This window comes from Citreicella sp. C3M06, assembly GCF_018860705.1.
Classification (GTDB): Bacteria; Pseudomonadota; Alphaproteobacteria; order Rhodobacterales; family Rhodobacteraceae; genus Salipiger.
The window spans coordinates 14,228-31,569 of the sequence record NZ_JAHKQA010000012.1 but is presented as its reverse complement, the minus strand read 5'-3'; the positions used below and the strand labels follow the sequence as shown (position 1 = coordinate 31,569).

General features: G+C 63.6%; 17 protein-coding genes. 14 read left to right on the top strand and 3 right to left on the bottom strand.

Annotation, left to right across the window (positions count from 1 at the left end):
• Positions 1–308 precede the first annotated feature (308 nt).
• Genes KO516_RS03560 through KO516_RS03550 form a run of 3 tightly spaced genes read left to right on the top strand, consistent with a single transcriptional unit; the run spans position 309 to position 4,637 of the window.
• Positions 309–2,402, top strand: a complete 2,094-nt coding sequence (locus KO516_RS03560; protein WP_216002433.1) for a TonB-dependent siderophore receptor — start codon at positions 309–311, stop codon at positions 2,400–2,402.
• Complete coding sequence (locus tag KO516_RS03555) at positions 2,402–3,613, top strand: MFS transporter (protein ID WP_216002432.1); 1,212 nt, start codon at positions 2,402–2,404, stop codon at positions 3,611–3,613. Before KO516_RS03560 ends, KO516_RS03555 begins: the two co-directional genes overlap by 1 nt.
• Complete coding sequence (locus KO516_RS03550) at positions 3,606–4,637, top strand: siderophore-interacting protein (protein ID WP_216002431.1); 1,032 nt, start codon at positions 3,606–3,608, stop codon at positions 4,635–4,637. The genes KO516_RS03555 and KO516_RS03550 overlap by 8 nt, the downstream gene beginning before the upstream one ends.
• Positions 4,638–4,957: 320 nt before the next feature.
• Here KO516_RS03550 and KO516_RS03545 read toward each other — a convergent pair whose 3' ends face one another.
• Together KO516_RS03545 and KO516_RS03540 are read right to left on the bottom strand one after the other, a co-directional pair.
• Positions 4,958–5,572 carry an SDR family NAD(P)-dependent oxidoreductase gene (locus KO516_RS03545; RefSeq protein ID WP_252737375.1) on the bottom strand — a complete coding sequence of 205 codons (615 nt, stop codon included), beginning with the start codon at positions 5,570–5,572 and terminating at the stop codon, positions 4,958–4,960.
• A gap of 48 nt (positions 5,573–5,620) precedes the next feature.
• Entirely contained in the window at positions 5,621–6,034 is a 414-nt protein-coding gene (locus KO516_RS03540; protein WP_216002430.1) for a VOC family protein, read from the bottom strand.
• A 90-nt stretch (positions 6,035–6,124) separates the two neighbouring features.
• On the opposite strand from KO516_RS03540, the gene KO516_RS03535 reads away from it, so the two are divergent.
• On the top strand, positions 6,125–6,985 hold the full coding sequence (locus KO516_RS03535; RefSeq protein ID WP_216002429.1) for a LysR family transcriptional regulator: 861 nt from the start codon (positions 6,125–6,127) through the stop codon (positions 6,983–6,985).
• On the opposite strand, the gene KO516_RS03530 is transcribed toward KO516_RS03535, so the two are convergent.
• A complete protein-coding gene (locus KO516_RS03530) occupies positions 6,963–7,913 on the bottom strand; it encodes a 2-hydroxyacid dehydrogenase (protein WP_371742022.1) in 951 nt (316 codons plus the stop codon). The genes KO516_RS03535 and KO516_RS03530 overlap by 23 nt on opposite strands.
• Positions 7,914–8,344: 431 nt before the next feature.
• Between KO516_RS03530 and KO516_RS03525 the strand changes: the two genes are divergently transcribed.
• The 10 genes from KO516_RS03525 (at position 8,345) to KO516_RS03480 (ending at position 17,190) form a co-directional block, all read left to right on the top strand.
• On the top strand, positions 8,345–9,217 hold the full coding sequence (locus KO516_RS03525) for a transporter substrate-binding domain-containing protein (RefSeq protein WP_216002428.1): 873 nt from the start codon (positions 8,345–8,347) through the stop codon (positions 9,215–9,217).
• A 71-nt stretch (positions 9,218–9,288) separates the two neighbouring features.
• A complete protein-coding gene (locus KO516_RS03520; protein WP_216002427.1) occupies positions 9,289–10,050 on the top strand; it encodes an amino acid ABC transporter ATP-binding protein in 762 nt (253 codons plus the stop codon).
• Entirely contained in the window at positions 10,050–10,718 is a 669-nt protein-coding gene (locus tag KO516_RS03515; RefSeq protein WP_216002426.1) for an amino acid ABC transporter permease, read from the top strand. The genes KO516_RS03520 and KO516_RS03515 overlap by 1 nt, the downstream gene beginning before the upstream one ends.
• 9 nt (positions 10,719–10,727) lie before the next feature.
• A complete protein-coding gene (locus KO516_RS03510; RefSeq protein ID WP_216002425.1) occupies positions 10,728–11,399 on the top strand; it encodes an amino acid ABC transporter permease in 672 nt (223 codons plus the stop codon).
• A 21-nt stretch (positions 11,400–11,420) separates the two neighbouring features.
• Positions 11,421–12,347, top strand: coding sequence for an N-carbamoyl-D-amino-acid hydrolase (locus KO516_RS03505; RefSeq protein WP_216002424.1), 927 nt, complete (start codon positions 11,421–11,423; stop codon positions 12,345–12,347).
• 4 nt (positions 12,348–12,351) lie between these two features.
• Entirely contained in the window at positions 12,352–13,809 is a 1,458-nt protein-coding gene (gene hydA, locus KO516_RS03500; RefSeq protein ID WP_216002423.1) for a dihydropyrimidinase, read from the top strand.
• Positions 13,806–14,480 (top strand): aspartate/glutamate racemase family protein, encoded by a 675-nt coding sequence (locus KO516_RS03495; protein ID WP_216002422.1) that lies wholly within the window; start codon positions 13,806–13,808, stop codon positions 14,478–14,480. The genes hydA and KO516_RS03495 overlap by 4 nt, the downstream gene beginning before the upstream one ends.
• On the top strand, positions 14,477–15,454 hold the full coding sequence (locus tag KO516_RS03490; protein ID WP_252737373.1) for a LysR family transcriptional regulator: 978 nt from the start codon (positions 14,477–14,479) through the stop codon (positions 15,452–15,454). Before KO516_RS03495 ends, KO516_RS03490 begins: the two co-directional genes overlap by 4 nt.
• 1 nt (position 15,455) lies before the next feature.
• The gene (locus KO516_RS03485) at positions 15,456–16,436 is read left to right on the top strand and encodes an NAD(P)-dependent oxidoreductase (RefSeq protein ID WP_216002421.1); all 981 of its coding nucleotides are present in this window, start codon (positions 15,456–15,458) and stop codon (positions 16,434–16,436) included.
• Positions 16,420–17,190: an SDR family NAD(P)-dependent oxidoreductase gene (locus KO516_RS03480; RefSeq protein ID WP_216002420.1), complete on the top strand. Its 771-nt coding sequence runs from the start codon at positions 16,420–16,422 to the stop codon at positions 17,188–17,190. The genes KO516_RS03485 and KO516_RS03480 overlap by 17 nt, the downstream gene beginning before the upstream one ends.
• The last annotated feature ends 152 nt before the right edge of the window (positions 17,191–17,342 follow it).

Below are 17,342 nucleotides of genomic sequence, written 5' to 3'. Positions count from 1 at the left end.
AATGCATCCTGACCCTAACGACAATCTGCCTCCGACAAACCAGGCGCGGTTCAAACTGGTTCGCCTGCCATCGTCGTAGTTCTCCGTGATACGGGGTAAATTATCCCAAAGGGTGGACCACTCCAGTGGGGCAAGATCATGCCCCACGCGCAGGACCGGCTGTTGCAGACGCGCAACGATATTTCGTTGGCGCTGCGATGGGCCATGAAGGCTGGTGGTCAATCATGACTGAAATAGTCAGATAGCAGAAAATTCACAATCCAAGCCTGAGCAAACACGGAGTAGCCAAGGTCTAGCCGGAGGCTCTCATGAGTGTTTCTCGACTTGCCCTGCTCGCGGGGCTTACCGCATTTTCGACCACGTCGCAGGCTCAGGATGCCGGGGGCATAGATCTGGGCACTTTGTATCTGGAAGCTGAAAGCGACGACACGCTGGTGCAAAACGGATACGTCGCCGAGAGCGGCCGTCAGGCGACCCGCGTCGACACCGCAATCCGCGACATTCCGCAGAACATCAGCACCGTCACGCAGGACCAGATCGAAGACCAGCAGCCGCGCACGCTGTTGGATGCCCTTGGCTACAGCTCGGGCACCAACGTCAATGCCTTTGGATACGACAGCCGCTACGATGCGGTCTATCTTCGTGGATTTTCTAGCTATTACAATGGCTTGTTTCGTGACGGCTTACGGCAGGTGAATGGTCCCTCGGCGTGGTACCAGAACCACCCCTATAGCTTTGAGGCGGTCTCGGTGCTCAAAGGTCCATCGTCGTCCATGTACGGCGTCAGCGGCTCGGGCGGAATCGTCAATGTGGTGTCCAAACGCCCCAAGGATGAATCCTTTAACGAGATTCAGCTGACCTTTGGCACCGATGACCGCAAGGAACTGGCCTTTGACTTTACCGGGCCCGTGGGCGACGGGCGCCTGAGCTATCGCTTGACCGGGGTGACCCGCGATGCGGACACGCCGCTCGATGGTTATAGCGACGATCTCAACATGATCGCGCCCGCGCTGACATATGAGCTGACAGACCGCACCACCATCACCCTGCTAAGCGAATACGCCAAATCGACGCGCGGGGGCACGGCATCCTATTACAACGAGGCCTACGGCGAGGCATCGGATTACTATATTGGCGATCCCGATTACAACGATTTCGTCAACGAGCAGTGGCGCATCGGCTACGAGGTCGAACACGCGTTGACCGATACGATCACCCTGCGCCAGAAGCTGCGCTATTCCGAGGTCGACGCCGATCTGGAATTCAGCGGCGTCTACGATACGGGTGCGGGTTTTGGCCGCTACTGGGGCCATTACCTGGAAGATTCGGAAAACCTGACAATCGACACCAGTGTTGAGACGGCTTTTTCCACCGGGTCTTGGGTGCATACGGTCGTGGGCGGGTTTGATTTTGCCCGCTCATCCTATGAAACCTATTATGGCGGTGTGGGCTACGTGTCAGCCGCGGCGACGGATGCGGCCGATCAGCCCTATTCCGGCGGTCAGGACATGGACCAATACGGCATCTATCTGCATGATCAACTGAGCAGCGGCCCTTGGACTGTCTTTCTGAGCGGGCGGTACGATTGGGTCGAAACCACCACTTTTGACGCGGCGCACGATGGCACCGACACGTCGGACGAAGGATTTTCGGGGCGGCTTGGCCTGAGCTATGCAATCAACAGCGACCTGTCGGTTTTTGCCAACGTCTCCAGCAGCTTCGTGCCCACCACAGGCATCGTCTACGACAGCAATACCGACCCCGACAGCGGCCACACCGGCGATCCCACGCGCGGGCTGCAAAAGGAAATCGGCCTGAAATACCAGCTTCCCGGCACCGAAAGTCTGATCACTGCATCGCTGTTCGACATCCAACAGGAAGACGGCGTGGTGTTTCAGACGGTCGATTCCACGGTGTTCGGCGGGCTGTATCAGGTGCAGGTGCCCTATGATCTGCGCTCGCGCGGGTTCGAGGTCGAAGGGCAGTTCAACTTTGCCAACGATCTGCGGCTGACCACATCCTACACATATCTGGATATGGAAATCGAACGCGGGGCCACCGGAACCGAGGGCAACCAGCTGTCCGCGACCCCGGAACATGCTGCATCGGTCTGGGCGTTCTATGAACCCACCAACGGCGCGCTTGCGGGTTGGGGCTTTGGGGCCGGTCTGCGTTATGTGGGCGAAAGCTGGGGCGATGACGAGAACACGTTCAAGAACGACGACCAGCTTTATGCGGATCTGTCGCTGTCCTATGACTTTGGTCGGGTCGGCTATGACGGGCTGGGCCTGCAGGTGAATGTCAAGAACGTGTTCGACAACACCGACCAGACCTGTAGCGCCGGGTATTGCTACCGCACCGAAGGCCGCACCGCGACGGCCAGTATCGCCTACCGCTTCTGATGGCTGTGCAGCGGGGTTCATGGGGCGTCATCGGGGCAATCGGTGGCGTCTATGTCGCGCAAAGCGTCATCAGCGGCGTGACATGGACGGGCCTTCCGGGCGTTTTGCGCGCGCAGGATCTGCCGCTGGATCGCATTGGGCTGATTTCGCTTCTGGTGCTGCCTTGGGCGCTGAAATTCCTTTGGGCACCACGGGTCGAACGGTTCCGCCTGCCGGATGGTGGGCGAGATCGGTCAACCACCATCGTTTTGGCGGGGGCGGCGATTGTGATCGCAACCCTTGTGCTGGTTGGACTGATCGGCCCGTTTCCGGTGCTGCCGGTTCTGGGCGTGCTGATGGTCGCTGCCTTTGCCACGGCCACGGTGGACATCGCCTGTGATGGCTATGCCGTCGAGGCGTTAAAGAACACGCGCTATGGTTGGGGCAATGCCGCGCAAGTGGGTGGCGCCTATCTGGGCGCGGCCATCGGCGGGGGCGTTTTCCTGATCCTGGTTGATCAGGCGGGATGGACCGTCGGTGTTTGGAGCATGGCGCTGGTGGTTGCAGTGCTGTGCCTGCCGTTCGCCTTCGTCGCCCGCGCGGCTGGAACCGCCAGCCGCCCGCACCAACCCAGCCTGCGCGCTGCATTGCGCCGCCCCGAGGTTCGCAGGGGGCTGGTGGTGGCCGCGCTGTATGTGGTCGCGCAAAAGACCGCGATGGGCATGTTTGGCCCTTATTTCATTGATGCGGGCTATGATTTGGCGCAGCTAGGTATCCTCAGCGGTGTGGGCAGCCTGACCTTGGGCTTTGCGGGGGCCATTGTTGGCGGCGCAACCGTGCGCCGCTTTGGCGCCCGCGGGGCTCTGGTGGGTGCCATCGTCTTGCAATCGGCCATTCTGGGGCTGGTTGCACTGTCTGCGGGCGATACGATTTTGCCCACGGCTTTGGTCGCCCCGATTGCTATGGTGGCCAGCGCTGCTGTCATGGCTTTTGGTTTTGTCGCGCTATATGGGCAGTTCATGAACTGGTCCGATCCACGCCAGGGGGGGGTTGATTTCACCCTGTTTCAATGCGCCGACGCCGCCATCAGCATGGTTTCCGGCACGGCGGCGGGGTTCGTTGCCGAACACTTCGGCTATGGCGTTTTCTTCGCACTGGCTTGCGCCGTTTCGCTTGCCACGCTTCCGTTGATCTGGCGGTTTGCCGGACAAAAGGCCCCCACACATGCCTGACGTTATCGCGCGCACCGATCTGATTGGCGCGGATTTCGCGCGCTTGCGCCAAGGCGCGCTGGCCCAGGCCGCCGAGCATGACCTGACCATCGCGCAGGATGACAAGACCGGCATAAGGGTCGACACCTACTACGGACGCATCGGCTTTGCGCCGCTGGACGGTGGGGCCCGCGCCGAAATCCTCGCACCACATGCGGGTCACCTTCAGGTGCTCAAAGATGCGCTCGTTGCGCAAATAGGCGCGGGTTTTCCAAAGATCGCGCAGAGCATCCGCTGGAATGACGCGCCCCAAAAGGGGCAGTTGCCCGCTAACGTCAATGTGATGACGGTCGGCTCGGTCGCGCCGCTCAGGGGCGGTTTTCTGCGGGTTATCTTGCGCGGGGATGTCTCGCGTTTTTCAGACGATGCGATCCATTTCCGGCTGGCCATCGGCCCACAGGGGAGGCCCATGCAATGGCCCGCCGTCGGCGCGAACGGTGCGACCCAATGGCCCCAAGGCGCGGACAAGCTGCACCTGCCGGTCTATACCGCCCGCAGCGTTGACCACGACGCCGGAACCCTATGCCTTGATCTGTTTGAACATGACGGTGCTCGCGCCACGCAATGGGCCAGCACCGTGCCAATCGGGTCCGAGGTCCTAATCACCAACCCCGGGGGGGGTGGCTGCCGCATTTCCGGCGAAATCAGCGGGTTTGCCGATGAAACCGGGTTCCCCGCTGTGGCGCGTATTCTAGAGGCCAACCCAGACCTCACCGGCCGATTTACGCTCTACCCCGGTCAGGAAGCCGCCGCGCACTACCCGTTTCCCGACCACGCCGGGGTCGAAATCGCGTTCGCGGCACCGGGCACGCAGGAGATGATGGCAGATGCCGCGCGGGCCGTCATTTCCGAGCAATGCCCTCGGTTCTTGTGGTTCGTTGCCGAGCGCAACCAAGCGTCACAAGTTCGCGCAGAATGGCGCAAGACAGGCCACGCCGCACGGGGGGCCTATATCTCGGCCTACTGGCAACGGCTGGAAGAATAGCCATTCCAAGCGGATCGCTTCGCCACGGATCCAGCACAACATCTGCAAACACACGCCCGCATCGCCCCTAAAGCCATGCGCGTTGATTTCCACCGGGAAGTGACCCGGGCGGCGGCATAATTTCCATCGAATTTTGACCCATGTGACCCTCCCCCAAGCGGCCTTCGCAGCGGACGACATTGGCGTGATACATATGGGCCTTATGAACATCATCCGACGTATGGTGTGGATCGCCGCCCAACCTTAACCCTGAAAAAATGACAGTTAAGTGCACGAACCCATATGGAATCCCTATCCTAAGGTAGGGTTGTGTTCGGTGCCTATGGAGGGCTGGGATGCTGGCGTCGATCATCAGCAGGCTTGCGCGGGGTGTCGCGGACCCGGTGTATCCACCGGTGACGGCGGTTGAAACGGTCCGGAAGCAGCATGTTGCAGGTCACACCTTCGCTCGCCAGCGTCTTGTTCCAGCCCGCCAGAGCACCGCGCAGGGTGTTGGGCAGCGCGAGGTTCGGGATGGGCTGTTCAATGCCCGATGAGGCGACAGTCAGCACCCGCCCCCAGCCTTGCGCGCACATGTCCGGGATCAGCCGCCCGGTCAGGTCGATCACCGACGCCACCATCGCCTGCGCCTGAGCCATCAGCTCCGCCACCTCGATATCACGCGCAGCGCCCGGCTTGGGGCCGCCGGTGTTGTTGACCAGAATGTCGACGCCGCCCATCTGTGCGCGAACATGATCCGCCAGCTTGGCGGCAAAATCCGGCGCGCTCAGACCGACCGTCACCCATTCGGCTTGTCCCGCGCCGCGCGCATTGATCTGCGCGGCGGTGTCTTGCAGCACGTTGGCGTCGCGCCCCGTCAGCATGACGCGCACGCCCTCAGCCGCAAGTGCCTCGGCAATGCTGCGCCCAAGGCCGCGCGATGAGGCAAGTACCAGCGCGCGGCGGTTTGATATTCCTAGATCAATGGGGGGGGGGCTGCGTCGTCAGCTGGCAAAGATGCCGCTGGTGTCGGCAAAGCCCTTGATTTCGATCGGGTTGCCCGACGGGTCGAAGAAGAACATGGTGCGCTGCTCGCCCGGCTCGCCCTCAAAGCGGATGACAGGGGGGATGTCGAACGCGATGCCGTTGTCCTGCAGCCGCGCGGCCAGCGCTTTCCAGTCGTCGAGGCCAAGCACCGCGCCCATATGCGGCATCATCACCATGTGATCGCCGACCTTGCCGGTGCGGGTGGTTTCGAACGGCTTGCCCAGATGCATCGACAGCTGGTGGCCGAAAAAGTCGAAATCGACCCAAGTGTCGGTCGAACGCCCCTCGGCGCAGCCCAGTACATCGCCATAGAACCGGCGGGTTTCATCAAGGTCGGTGACATGCAGGGCAAGGTGGAACACAGATTTCATTGGAGTCTCCGGTATAAGGTTGCCTTGAGGTAGCCAATCGGCAGAGAAAGGAAAAACGAAAATCTTTACCCCTGAGAGAAAGAAATTCTTTTGGATACGCGATTTCTGGAGAGCCTGCTGGCGGTGGTCGACCATGGCTCCATCGTGGCAGCCGCGCAGGCGCAGGCGTTGACGCCCGCAGCGGTCAGCCAGCGCATACAGGTGTTGGAACGACAGTTGGGGCAGGGGCTGCTGGATCGGCGGGCCAATGCCTCTGCGCCCTCGGCTGCGGCGCGCGATCTGCTGCCCGCGATGCGTCGCATCGTCAGCTTGGCGCATGATCTGCAGCGCAGCGCCGATGCGGATGTGGTGCAGGGCGTGTTCCGGCTGGGGGCGATTTCAACCCTGCTGACCGCCAGCGTGCCGGGGCTGCTGATGGATCTGCGCCGCCGCGCGCCGCAGCTGGAATTGCAGATCACGCCGGGCTCGTCGGCGGCGCTGTATGACGCGGTGCTGTCCGAAGACCTGCACGCGGCGCTGATCGTCGCGCCGCCGTTTCCGACACCGTTCGGGTTGCAGCAGCACGCGCTGCGCAGCGAGCCGTTGCGTCTGCTCGTGCCCGAAGATCACCCGGCGCGGACCGCCGAGGCCGCCTTTGCCGACCTGCCGCTGATCGCCTATGATCCCGAAAGCTGGGGCGGGCAGATCGCCGCGCGCTATCTGGCGGATCGCGGGATCATGCCGCATGTGCTGTGTGCGCTGGACGGGCTCGAGGTGATCTCGGATCTTGTGGCAAGCGGCATTGGCGCGTCGCTGGTGCCCGATTGGGCGGGGCTGAAAGGCGCGCGGGTCTTGGCCGATGGCGCGGCCTATCAGCGCCGACTGGTGCTGCTGACGCGCACGGCGCCTGACCGGTCCGCCGCGCGCCGCCTGATCGTCGACAGCCTGATCAGTACCCCGCCTGCCGATTGACCAGATGCACAAAGGGCGCGCCCGCTTCGCCCCGCCGGATGTTATCGGCGATCACCGCCGCGCTGGTCTCGACGCGCACCAATGAGGCGACATGCGGGCTGACCGTGACCTTGGGGTGGGCGCGAAACGGGTGATCCTCGGGCAGGGGTTCAATGCGAAACGTGTCCAGCGTGGCATGGCCAAGCGCGCCGCTGTCCAGCGCGGCGATCAGGGCGCTATCGTCGATCAGCGAACCTCGGCCCGGGTTGATCACCACAGCGCCGGGGGCCAGCAGCGCCAGCGTCGCCGCGTTCAGCACGTTTTCGGTCTGCGGTGTCGTGGGCAGCAGGCACACCACGATATCGGCGCCCGAGAGCGCATCGCACAGACCAGCATCGCCGCTATGGGCCGTGATGCCGGGCAGGGTGCGGGGGCGTCGGCTCCAGCCGTGGGTGTCGAATTTCAGCGCGGCAAGGGCGTTGGCGCAGGCCCCGCCCAGCTCGCCGAGGCCCAGAACCGTCACCTTGCGATCCCGCGCCAAGGGCGGGGCGACCTGTTGCCAGCCCTGCGACGCGGTGATGTAGCGATCCATCCCGATATGATGACGCAGCACATGGGCGGTGACGTATTCGATCATCCCCTCGCGCTGGCCGGGGTCGACCATGCGCGCCAGTGGCAGGGTCAGCGTCGGGTTGTGCAGCACCTTGTCGACCCCGGCCCACAGCGACAGCGCCGCGCGCGCACGGGTAAAGGGCGTGAAATCAGAGATAAGCCCGTTGGGGCTGAAGACGATGTAATCCACCTCTTCGGGGGGCAGATCGGGGGCAACATGGGCTTGCACTCCGGCGGCGTCCAGCGCCTTGGCAATCGCGGGTTGAAACTGCGCGACCGCATCGTCGGGGGCCGAGATCAGGATCTGGAGGGGGGTGTCGGTCTTGGGGGAGGTCACGGGCGGGTTCCTGAAAATTACGATGCCCCGGCTATTCCACAAGCGGGTGGGATTCTTCAAATTCCGGGCGTTGCGCGGGCGCGAGCCGGGGCCTGAATGATCGCAAACGCGTGGATTTCGCCGGGTCCAGCTGGCGATATGCCCAAAGTTTACGCAGATTTTCCGAGGTGTTTGGCCGGGACGACGCGGAACCGTGACGGCGGTGATGCGGTTTTCAGCCTGTTTAACATCCAAAATTAATGGCTTAATAACAGGTGGTTACCCTGACGGCTCTACTGCCCCCGAACCTATCCGAATTCCTATAATATAATCTGGATTTATACTTATACTCTTCAGATAATCCTGTTTTATCTGGCATCCAGCGCCCGCCGCCCCGAGTTTGGCGGCACAGCGCATGCTGACAATGCGCGATCCAACAGGAGACCTCCCCCTTGTCCTTCAAACTCGCATCCCTCGGCGTCATCGCCGCTCTGCTTGCCACCACTGCCGCCCATGCCGAGGGCGAGCCGCCCGCCGAAATCGCCCCGATCAAGGACAGCTACAAGGCGGGCATCGACGGCACCTTTGCGCCGCATGCTTTCCCGTCGCTGGATGGCGGCATTCAGGGTTTCAACGTCGATATCGCCGCAGCGATGGCCGAAAAGCTTGGCGTCGAGATCGAAATCATCGCCGGTCAGTACACCGGCCTGTTCCCCGCGCTGCATTCGGAAACCTTTGACTATATCGCCGCGCCGACCACGGTGACCGAAGAGCGGTCGAAAACACTGCTGTTCACCGAAGGCTTCATGGAAACCAACTTTGGTTTCGCCGCCAAGCCGGGATCGGGCATCGCCAGCATCGAAGACCTCAAGGGCAAGACCGTCACCGCCAACAAGGGCTCGCTGTACGAGACATGGCTGACCGAACGGGCCGAGGAACTGGACCTGACCGTGCTGACCTTTGGCACCTCGTCCGACGCGCTCGAGGCCGTCACCTCGGGCCGCGCTGATGCCAGCATGGCGGGCATGACTGCCACCGCATGGGCTGGCAAGATGAACCCGAACCTTGAATTCGCCTTCCAGATCAACACCGGCCTGTCTTGGGCGCTGCCCTTCCGCCGCGAAGATTACGCCACGCGCAACCTGTTCGATTCCGCGCTGGAATGCCTGAAGATCGACGGCACCATGGCAAAGCTGTCGGAAAAATGGTTCGGCATCACGCCGCAAGAGGGCGAGCTGATCGTCACCCCCTCGGCCGGTTACGGCACCCCGGGTTTCGAGGGCTACCAGCCCGACGAGCACGAGGCCTCCTGCACCTTCGGTTGATCCGCGCTGCGTGATCTTTCTGGCCGGGGCGCAATCCCCGGCCACCCTCTATACCCTCAGGCTTTTCGCATATGTCGGCATCCCAGCCCCTTCCCACGCTTGAAATTACCGCGCTTGAAAAGCGCTTCGGAGAGACGCAGGTGCTGCGGTCCATCGACCTCAAGGTCGCCAATGGCGAGCTGGTCTTCGTGATCGGCCCGTCGGGGTCTGGCAAATCCACCATGCTGCGGTGCTGCAACCGGCTTGAGGAGCCGACCTCGGGCGCGATTCATGTCAACGGCAAGCCGATGCTGGGCATCACCCGGCGCGATCTGGACCGGATGCGCCTGCAGGTGGGCATGGTGTTTCAGGGCTTCTTTCTTTACCCGCATCTTTCGGTGCTGAAAAACGTGACGTTGGCGCAGCGCAAGGCGCTGAAACGCCCCGCCGCCGAGGCCGACGCCCGCGCGCTGGAAATGCTCGACAAGGTCGGGCTGAAGCACAAGGCCAACGCCATGCCGGGCGAGCTTTCGGGCGGTCAGCAACAGCGCGTTGCCATCGCCCGCGCCCTTGCGCTCGACCCCAAGGTGATGCTGTTTGACGAGCCGACCTCGGCGCTGGACCCGGAACTGGTGGGATCGGTGCTCAAGGTGATGCGTGATCTGCGCGAGGGCGGCATGACCATGATCGTCGTCAGCCACGAGATGCAATTCGCCCGCGAGGCCGCCGACCGGGTGGTGTTCATGGATGGCGGCGTGATCGTCGAACAGGGCATTCCGGACGAGATCTTTGGCAACCCGAAATCCGAACGCCTGCGCGCGTTCCTGTCGCGTGTGTCGGGCGAGGCCGCCTGATGGATTTCGGCAATGTCTTTCTGAACCCCGAAATCATCGCAACCTATATGCCGCAGATGGTCCGGGCGGTCTGGGTCACCATCTGGATTTCGGTGCTGGTGGTGATTTCTGGGCTGGCGCTTGGGGCGTTTCTGGCCGGGCTGCGCGCCTATCAGAAACGCTGGCTGGCGTGGCCCATCGTGCTGTTTGCCGACCTCATGCGCGCGCTGCCGCCGCTGGTGTTGATGCTGATCCTGTTCTTCGGGCTGCCCTCGCTGGGGGTCATCCTGTCGGATTGGTTCGTGCTTTATCTGGTGCTGACGCTGGTGCTGGCGGCGTTCGTCGAGGAGATCTTCTGGGCCACGCTGACCTCCCTGCCGCGCGGCCAGTGGGAGGCAGGCGCCGCCACCGGCTTGTCGTTCAACCAGGTGCTGGTCAACGTGATCTTTCCGCAAGCGGTGCGCACCAACATTCCGCAGCTGGTGAACCGCTCTCTGACCATTTCCAAGATGACGGCCTATGGCTCGGTCATCGGGGTCAAGGAAATCGTGTCGGTCGCAGGCTCGGCGCAGGCGTTTTCAGGCTCGGCCACGCCGCTGACCATGGCCGCGATCGCCTATCTGATCATCTTCTTTCCGGCGATGTTGCTGTCACGCTACGTCGAAAACCGGTTCCACTACGACCACTGAGGGACCGACATGGACACCATCATTAACGCCTTTTTCAACATCGACATCATGCGGCAGGCCGCGCCTTTGCTGCTCAAGGGGGCATGGGTCACGCTGCAACTCTGCGCGGTGGTGATCATCCTGGGCATTTCGGGCGGGCTGGCGCTGGGGCTGTTGGCCTCGTCGAAAAACGCCGCCGTGCGCTTGCCAGCCTTCGTGTTCATCGACGTTTTCCGCGCCATCCCGCCGCTGATCCTGTTGATCCTGATCTATGCGGGGTTGCCGTTCATCGGCATCCGCGTGCCGCCCTTTGTCGCGGTGTGCATCGCCTTCCTGCTGAACAATTCGGCCTACTTTGCCGAGATCTTTCGCAGCGGCATCAAATCCGTCGCGCGCGGGCAGACCGAAGCCGCCCGCGCCACCGGGCTTAGCCCCGCGCAAACCCAGGCCTACGTGATCCTGCCGCAAGCGGTGCGCAACGTGCTGCCCGACCTGCTGTCCAACGTGGTCGAGATCGTCAAGCTGACCTCGATCGCCTCGGTCGTGTCCCTGACCGAGCTTTTGTACAGCGCCAACATGGCCCGCGCCGTGACCTATAATTCCTCGCCGCTGGTGATGGCGGCCCTGATGTACCTTGTTGTCTTGTGGCCGCTGGTGCGCGTGATCTCACGCTTTCAGCGCGGCCTTTCGATCAGCAGCTAAATTCTGGAAGAGACTGAAACGATGACACGAATGATCCTTGCGGCCGCACAGATGGGTGGTATCCAACGGGCCGAAACCCGTGACGAGGTGGTGGCCCGGATGCTGGCGCTGATGGCGCAGGCGCATGACAAGGGCGCGGGCTTTATCGCCTTTCCCGAAATGTGCCTGACCACGTTCTTTCCGCGCTTTTACGTCGAGGACCGCGAAGAGTTCGACCATTGGTTTGAAACCGAAATGCCGGGCCCCGCAACGCAGCCGCTGTTCGATGCCGCCAAGGCCTATGGCATGGGCATGACCTTTGGCTATTGCGAGCTGACCCCCGAGGGCGAGCACTACAACACCGCCATCATTGTATCCCCCGATGGCGAGATCACGCTGAAGTACCGCAAGATCCACCTGCCGGGGCACGCGGAATACGAACCCGAACGCACGCACCAGCATCTGGAGAAGCGCTATTTTCTGCCCGGAGACCTTGGGTTCAATGTCGCCCGCAGTCAGGATGTGCTGATGGGCCTTGCGATCTGCAACGACCGCCGCTGGCCCGAGGCATGGCGCGAGCTAGGCCTGCAAGGGGTCGAACTGGTGTGCATCGGCTACAACACACCGTCGCAGAACAACCTGTCCAAAGCCGAGGGGCTGGAACAGCGGCTTTATCACCACGAGCTGTCGATCTGCGCCGGGGCCTATCAGAATTCGACCTATGCCGTGGCCGTTGCAAAATGCGGGCTGGAGGATGGCAACCACATGATCGGCGGCACCATCATCGTCGATCCCGACGGGTTTGTCATCGCCAAGGCCCAAACCGAAGGTGACGAGCTGATCACCGCCGAGGCCGATTTCGCCAAATGCGCCTTTGGCAAATCCACCGTATTCAACTTTGCGGCCCACCGTCGGATCGAACATTATGGCCGCATCGCCACCCAGACGGGCGTCAAGCTGCCGGAGTAACCTCATGTCATTCGATACTGTCATTCACGGGGGCCAGATTGCCACCACCGAGGGCGTGACCACCGGCGACATCGGCATCACCGATGGCCGCATCACCGCCATGGCCGAAAAGCTGCCCGGCGGCGACCGGCGCATCGATGCGGGCGGGCGCATCGTCATGCCCGGCGGCATCGAAACCCACGCCCATATCGCGCAGGAAAGCTCATCCGGGGTGATGACGGCGGATGATTACCTGTCGGGGTCGATTTCGGCCGCGTTCGGGGGCAACTCATCCTTTATCCCCTTTGCCGCCCAGCAGCGCGGCGAAAGCGTCGATGACGTGCTGAAAACCTATGACGCCCGCGGCGCGCGTTCGGTCATCGATTATTCCTACCACCTGATCATTTCCGACCCGACGCAAAAGGTGCTGGCCGAGGAACTGCCCCGCGCCTTTGCCCGTGGCATCACCAGCTTCAAGGTCTTCATGACCTATGATCTGATGAACATCGGCGATGGGGGTATGCTCGATATCCTGACCGTGGCGCGCAAGCATGGCGCGATCACCATGGTCCATGCCGAAAACAACGACATGGTCAAATGGATGAACCGCCAGCTGGCCGACCGTGGGCTGACCGCGCCGCGCTATCATGCGATCTCGCGCCCCGAACTGGCCGAGCAAGAGGCGATCAACCGCGCGGTGCAGCTGGCCAAGCTGGCCGATGCCACGCTGTTCGTCGTGCATGTGTCTACCGAGGGCGGGGCCGAAATCATCCGGCGCGAGCAATTCAACGGCGCCAAGTTGTTCGCCGAAACCTGCCCGCAATATCTGTCGCTGACCCGTGACGATCTGGACCGTCCGGGGATGGAGGGGGCGAAATACATCTGCTCTCCGCCGCTGCGCGATGCGGCCACGCAAGATGCGCTGTGGCATCACATCCGCATGGGCACCTTTGTGGGCGTGCATTCCGATCACGCGCCGTACCGCGCGGACGCCACGGGGAAATTCGTCAACGGCTATGATGTGCCCTATCCCAAGCTGGCCAATGGCATGCCCGGCATTGCGCTGCGACTGCCATGGCTGTTTTCCGAAGGTGTCGTCGCCGGGCGCATCACGCTGGAACAGTTCGTCGGCCTTAGCAGCACCAACACCGCCAAGGTGTTCGGTTGCACCACCAAGGGGCGTCTGGCCCCCGGTATGGACGCCGACATCGCCATCTGGGACCCCGAGGCGCGCCATACCGTGACCCTCGCCGATCAGCATGACAACATGGATTACACCCCGCTTGAGGGCCGCGAATTGACAGGCCGCCCCGAAACCGTGCTGACGCGCGGCGCTGTGGTCATCGACAAGGGAACGCTTGTGGCGCGCGAAGGGCAGGGGCGCTTCTTTGGCCGCGCGCCGGTCGATCTGCGCGCGCGCCCCGGTGCGATGGTCAAGGAATTCGACCCGGCGCAGAACTTTGGCGCGGAGCTGCGCGGATGATCGATATCCTGCTGGTAAACCCCAATTCCTCGGGCACCGTGACGCGCGGGATGGATGCCACCGCCCGCGCCATGCTGCCCGCTGGGCTGACCTTGTCGTCGGTGGATCTGCCCAACAGCCCGGCGACGATCTACACAGACGAACATGTGGCGCGGGCGGGGCTGGATCTGCTGGATCTGGCGCGCGCCACGCCTGCGCGGGCGGTGATCACCGGGTGCTTTTCCGACCCCGGACTGGACCTGCTGCGCGCCATGCCGGACGGCCCTGTCGCCATTGGCTGCCAAGAGGCGGCGCTGCTCTCGGCCATGGCCCGCGCCGACCGGTTTGGCGTCATCGCGCTGGGGCCTGCGTCCATCCCCCGCCATCTGCGCAAGATGCGCATGATGGGGGTCGAAGGCCGCCTTGCGGGCGAGCTGCATCTGAACGGAGCCTCTGCCGAGTCCGGGATGCGCGACCCGGCCACCTACGCGCTAATGCGCGCGCGGGCGATGGAATTGGGCGACATGGGCGCGGGGGCCATTGTGCTCGGCTGCGCCGGAATGGCGCTGATCCGCGCCCGGCTCGAGGCGGAGACCGGCCTTGCGGTGATCGACCCGGTGTCGGCGGCGATGGCGCAGGCGGTGGCCGCGTTGCAGGGCGACCCCGCGTTTGATTTCGACATAAGCGAATGACCACCGGGTCCGACAAGCTGCCAGACACCTCGATGCGGTTGCTGGAGATTTTCGCCGCGATGATGGGCCAGCGCACCACCGTGGCGACGGCTGAAAGCCTCGGGATCTCGCAGCCTGCCGTATCCTCTGGTTTGCGCCAGCTGGAAAATCAGCTGGGGCTGACGCTGTTCGAACGCACGGGGCGGCATCTGGAACCCACGCTTGAGGCGCGCAGCCTTTACGAAGAAATTCGCCCGCTGTTCGGCATCGTGCGCAGCTTTGGCATGCGCGCGCGCGATCTGCGCAACGGGCGGGTGGGGCGGCTGCGGGTGATCGCGACGCCGCCGCCGGGCTATTCGCTGATCCCGCAGGCGATGCGCGGCTTTCTGGACACGCGCCCCGATGTCACGGTCAGCTTTGACGTGCGCCGACTTGGCAATGTGCTGAGCGCGGTGCAGACCGGGCAGGCGGATGTGGGCGTGGGTCTGACCAACGGGCGGCTGCCCAACGTCAACACCGAAGACCTGCGCACCGGGCAGATGGTCGCGCTGCTGCCGCATGATCACCCGCTGGCGCGCGATGCCACGGTCAAGGTCGGCGCGCTGACCAACGAACGCTTCATTGGCATCGATCAGGAAAGCCACCTTGGCCGCATGGTCTCGCAAGCGTTCGAGGACGCAGGCGTCACCTATCACCCGCAGCTTGAAACCCGCTATTGCCAGACCGCAGCCTCGCTTGCCGCCAATGGCATGGGGGTGTGCATTGTCGATCCGTGGTCGGCGCAGCCCTATCTGGCGGCGCAGGCGGGCGGGCAGCGGTTGGTGGCACGCCCCCTTGCGCAGGAATGCCCGATCCATTGCATGATGTTCACGCGCCGGGGCATCCCCCATTCCGGCCTGTTGAAGATTTTCATGGCCGAGATCCGCCGCGCCTCGGCGTCGCTGGATTACCCGGGCCTTACCTGCCCCGCACCCGCCCTGCCACCGGAGACCTGACATGCCCCGATCCATTGCCATCACCGGCGGAGCGGGCTTTGTCGGCCTTGCCCTTGCCGAGGCTCTGCGCGCGCAGGGCGACCGTGTCACCCTGTTGGATATCGCGCCGCCTGATCCGCTGCTTTTTGCCCGCCCCGAGCTTGCGGGCACGCAGTTCCACCCCTGTGACATCCTGCAACCCGAGGCGCTGGCCGGCGCGCTGCGCACTCATGGCCGCGATGCGCTGATCCACGCCGCCGCCATCACGCCCAACGTCGAAACCACCCGCAGCCAGCCGCTGCGCATCGCCGAAGTCAACGTGCAGGGCGCGCTGAACGCGTTGCGCGCGGTGGCCGATGCGGGGGTGCGCGATATGATCCTGCTGTCGTCGATTTCGGTTTATGGCAGTCGTGGCTCCCCCGGTGCCGATGTGCTGGACGAAAGCGCCGCCGCGCCGAACAGCCTTTATGGCGAAACCAAACTGGCCGCCGAAACCCTGTGCGCGCGCATCGCGCCTTTGCTGGGGGTGCGGCTTGCGACGCTGCGGCTGGGGGCGATCTTTGGCCCGTGGGAAAGCCTGCGCGAGGCGCGGCCCGACCTATCGCCCCCCGGCGAAATTCAACGCCTTGCCGCGCTTGGCCGCCCGGTTCGGCTGGCCAATGAGATGCGCAGCGATTGGGTGTATTCGCGCGACGCGGCAATGATGATCGCGTCGGTGCTGCCTTGCATGGACGCGGCCGAGGGGCGCATTTTCAACATCGGCGGCGGGCATGTGTTTGCCCTGACCGACTGGGCGCAGGCGATGGGTCTGCCCGCGCCGCTGATCGACCCCGATCAGCCCGATATCGCGCCCCGGTCCGATCCGCGCCGCCCGCCGATGTCGATCACGGCACTCAAGGCGCTGAGCGGCATCGCTGGTAGCCGCCCGATGATCGACGCCGTTACCGATGAACGCCGCTGGCGCATCGCTCAACCGGAGGTCTCCCATGCCCCTGACAGGTAAAAGCGCCCTTGTGACAGGGGCCTCGTCCGGCATTGGCCGCGCTATCGCGCTGCGTTTGGCGCGGGCGGGCGCGACCGTTTGGGCCAGCGACATCACCGCCGATGTGGTCGAAGGCGGCCCGCCGGTGGCCGAACCGCTGGCGCAGATATCGCCCTCCTCGCGCTTCGCCCAGCTTGATGTGCGTGACCACGGCGCCTGTGCGCAGCTTTGCGCCGATATCCGCAAGCAGCACGGGCGGCTGGACATCGTTGTGCCCTCGGCCATGACGCCGGGGCGCGGCAGTTTGCCCGACACCACGCCCGAGGATTGGCGCCGCGTCATGTCGGTCAACATGGATGGGATGTTCAACACCCTGTCCGGGGCGCTGGCGCAGATGCGCGACCAGCCCCTCGAAAACGATGAACGCGGGCGCATCGTGGTGATTGGCTCGCAACATGGCATGGTCGCCGCGCCGGGGGCGTTTTCCTATGGTGTGTCCAAGGCCGCCGTATTGCAGATGATGCGACAGATCGCCGTGGAACACGCAGAGGAGGGCATCATCTGCAACGCCGTGTCCCCCGGCAAGATCCTGACCGGCAAGACCGGCCCGGCGGTGGCCGAGGATGTGCTGGCCTATTCACAGTCTCGCACGCCGCTGCCGCGCCTTGGCCGCCCGGCCGATGTGGCCGGGGCGGTGGTGTTCCTTTGCGATCCGGCCACCACCTACATCACCGGGCACAACCTGTTGGTGGATGGTGGCTGGATGGCGGGTTGAACATGCCGCGGCCAGCTTGGCCCGCCGCCATCCACGTCTGGCGCTACGCCGCGAGACGTAAGGGCGACGCCGGATGCCGACGCGCAAAGCAGGAAAACCGGCCCGAGCTGTTTTTCTGGGCGCTGCGCTTGGCCAATGTGCAATGCGATACC

What these genes read in the sequence shown, in the direction of transcription:
- KO516_RS03560 (WP_216002433.1), top strand. Translation starts at nt 309, where the DNA reads ATGAGTGTTTCTCGACTTGCCCTGCTCGCGGGGCTTACCGCATTTTCG.
- KO516_RS03555 (WP_216002432.1), top strand. Translation starts at nt 2,402, where the DNA reads ATGGCTGTGCAGCGGGGTTCATGGGGCGTCATCGGGGCAATCGGTGGC.
- KO516_RS03550 (WP_216002431.1), top strand. Translation starts at nt 3,606, where the DNA reads ATGCCTGACGTTATCGCGCGCACCGATCTGATTGGCGCGGATTTCGCG.
- KO516_RS03540 (WP_216002430.1), bottom strand. Translation starts at nt 6,034, where the DNA reads ATGAAATCTGTGTTCCACCTTGCCCTGCATGTCACCGACCTTGATGAA.
- KO516_RS03520 (WP_216002427.1), top strand. Translation starts at nt 9,289, where the DNA reads ATGTCGGCATCCCAGCCCCTTCCCACGCTTGAAATTACCGCGCTTGAA.
- KO516_RS03515 (WP_216002426.1), top strand. Translation starts at nt 10,050, where the DNA reads ATGGATTTCGGCAATGTCTTTCTGAACCCCGAAATCATCGCAACCTAT.
- KO516_RS03510 (WP_216002425.1), top strand. Translation starts at nt 10,728, where the DNA reads ATGGACACCATCATTAACGCCTTTTTCAACATCGACATCATGCGGCAG.
- KO516_RS03505 (WP_216002424.1), top strand. Translation starts at nt 11,421, where the DNA reads ATGACACGAATGATCCTTGCGGCCGCACAGATGGGTGGTATCCAACGG.
- hydA (WP_216002423.1), top strand. Translation starts at nt 12,352, where the DNA reads ATGTCATTCGATACTGTCATTCACGGGGGCCAGATTGCCACCACCGAG.
- KO516_RS03495 (WP_216002422.1), top strand. Translation starts at nt 13,806, where the DNA reads ATGATCGATATCCTGCTGGTAAACCCCAATTCCTCGGGCACCGTGACG.
- KO516_RS03490 (WP_252737373.1), top strand. Translation starts at nt 14,477, where the DNA reads ATGACCACCGGGTCCGACAAGCTGCCAGACACCTCGATGCGGTTGCTG.
- KO516_RS03485 (WP_216002421.1), top strand. Translation starts at nt 15,456, where the DNA reads ATGCCCCGATCCATTGCCATCACCGGCGGAGCGGGCTTTGTCGGCCTT.
- KO516_RS03480 (WP_216002420.1), top strand. Translation starts at nt 16,420, where the DNA reads ATGCCCCTGACAGGTAAAAGCGCCCTTGTGACAGGGGCCTCGTCCGGC.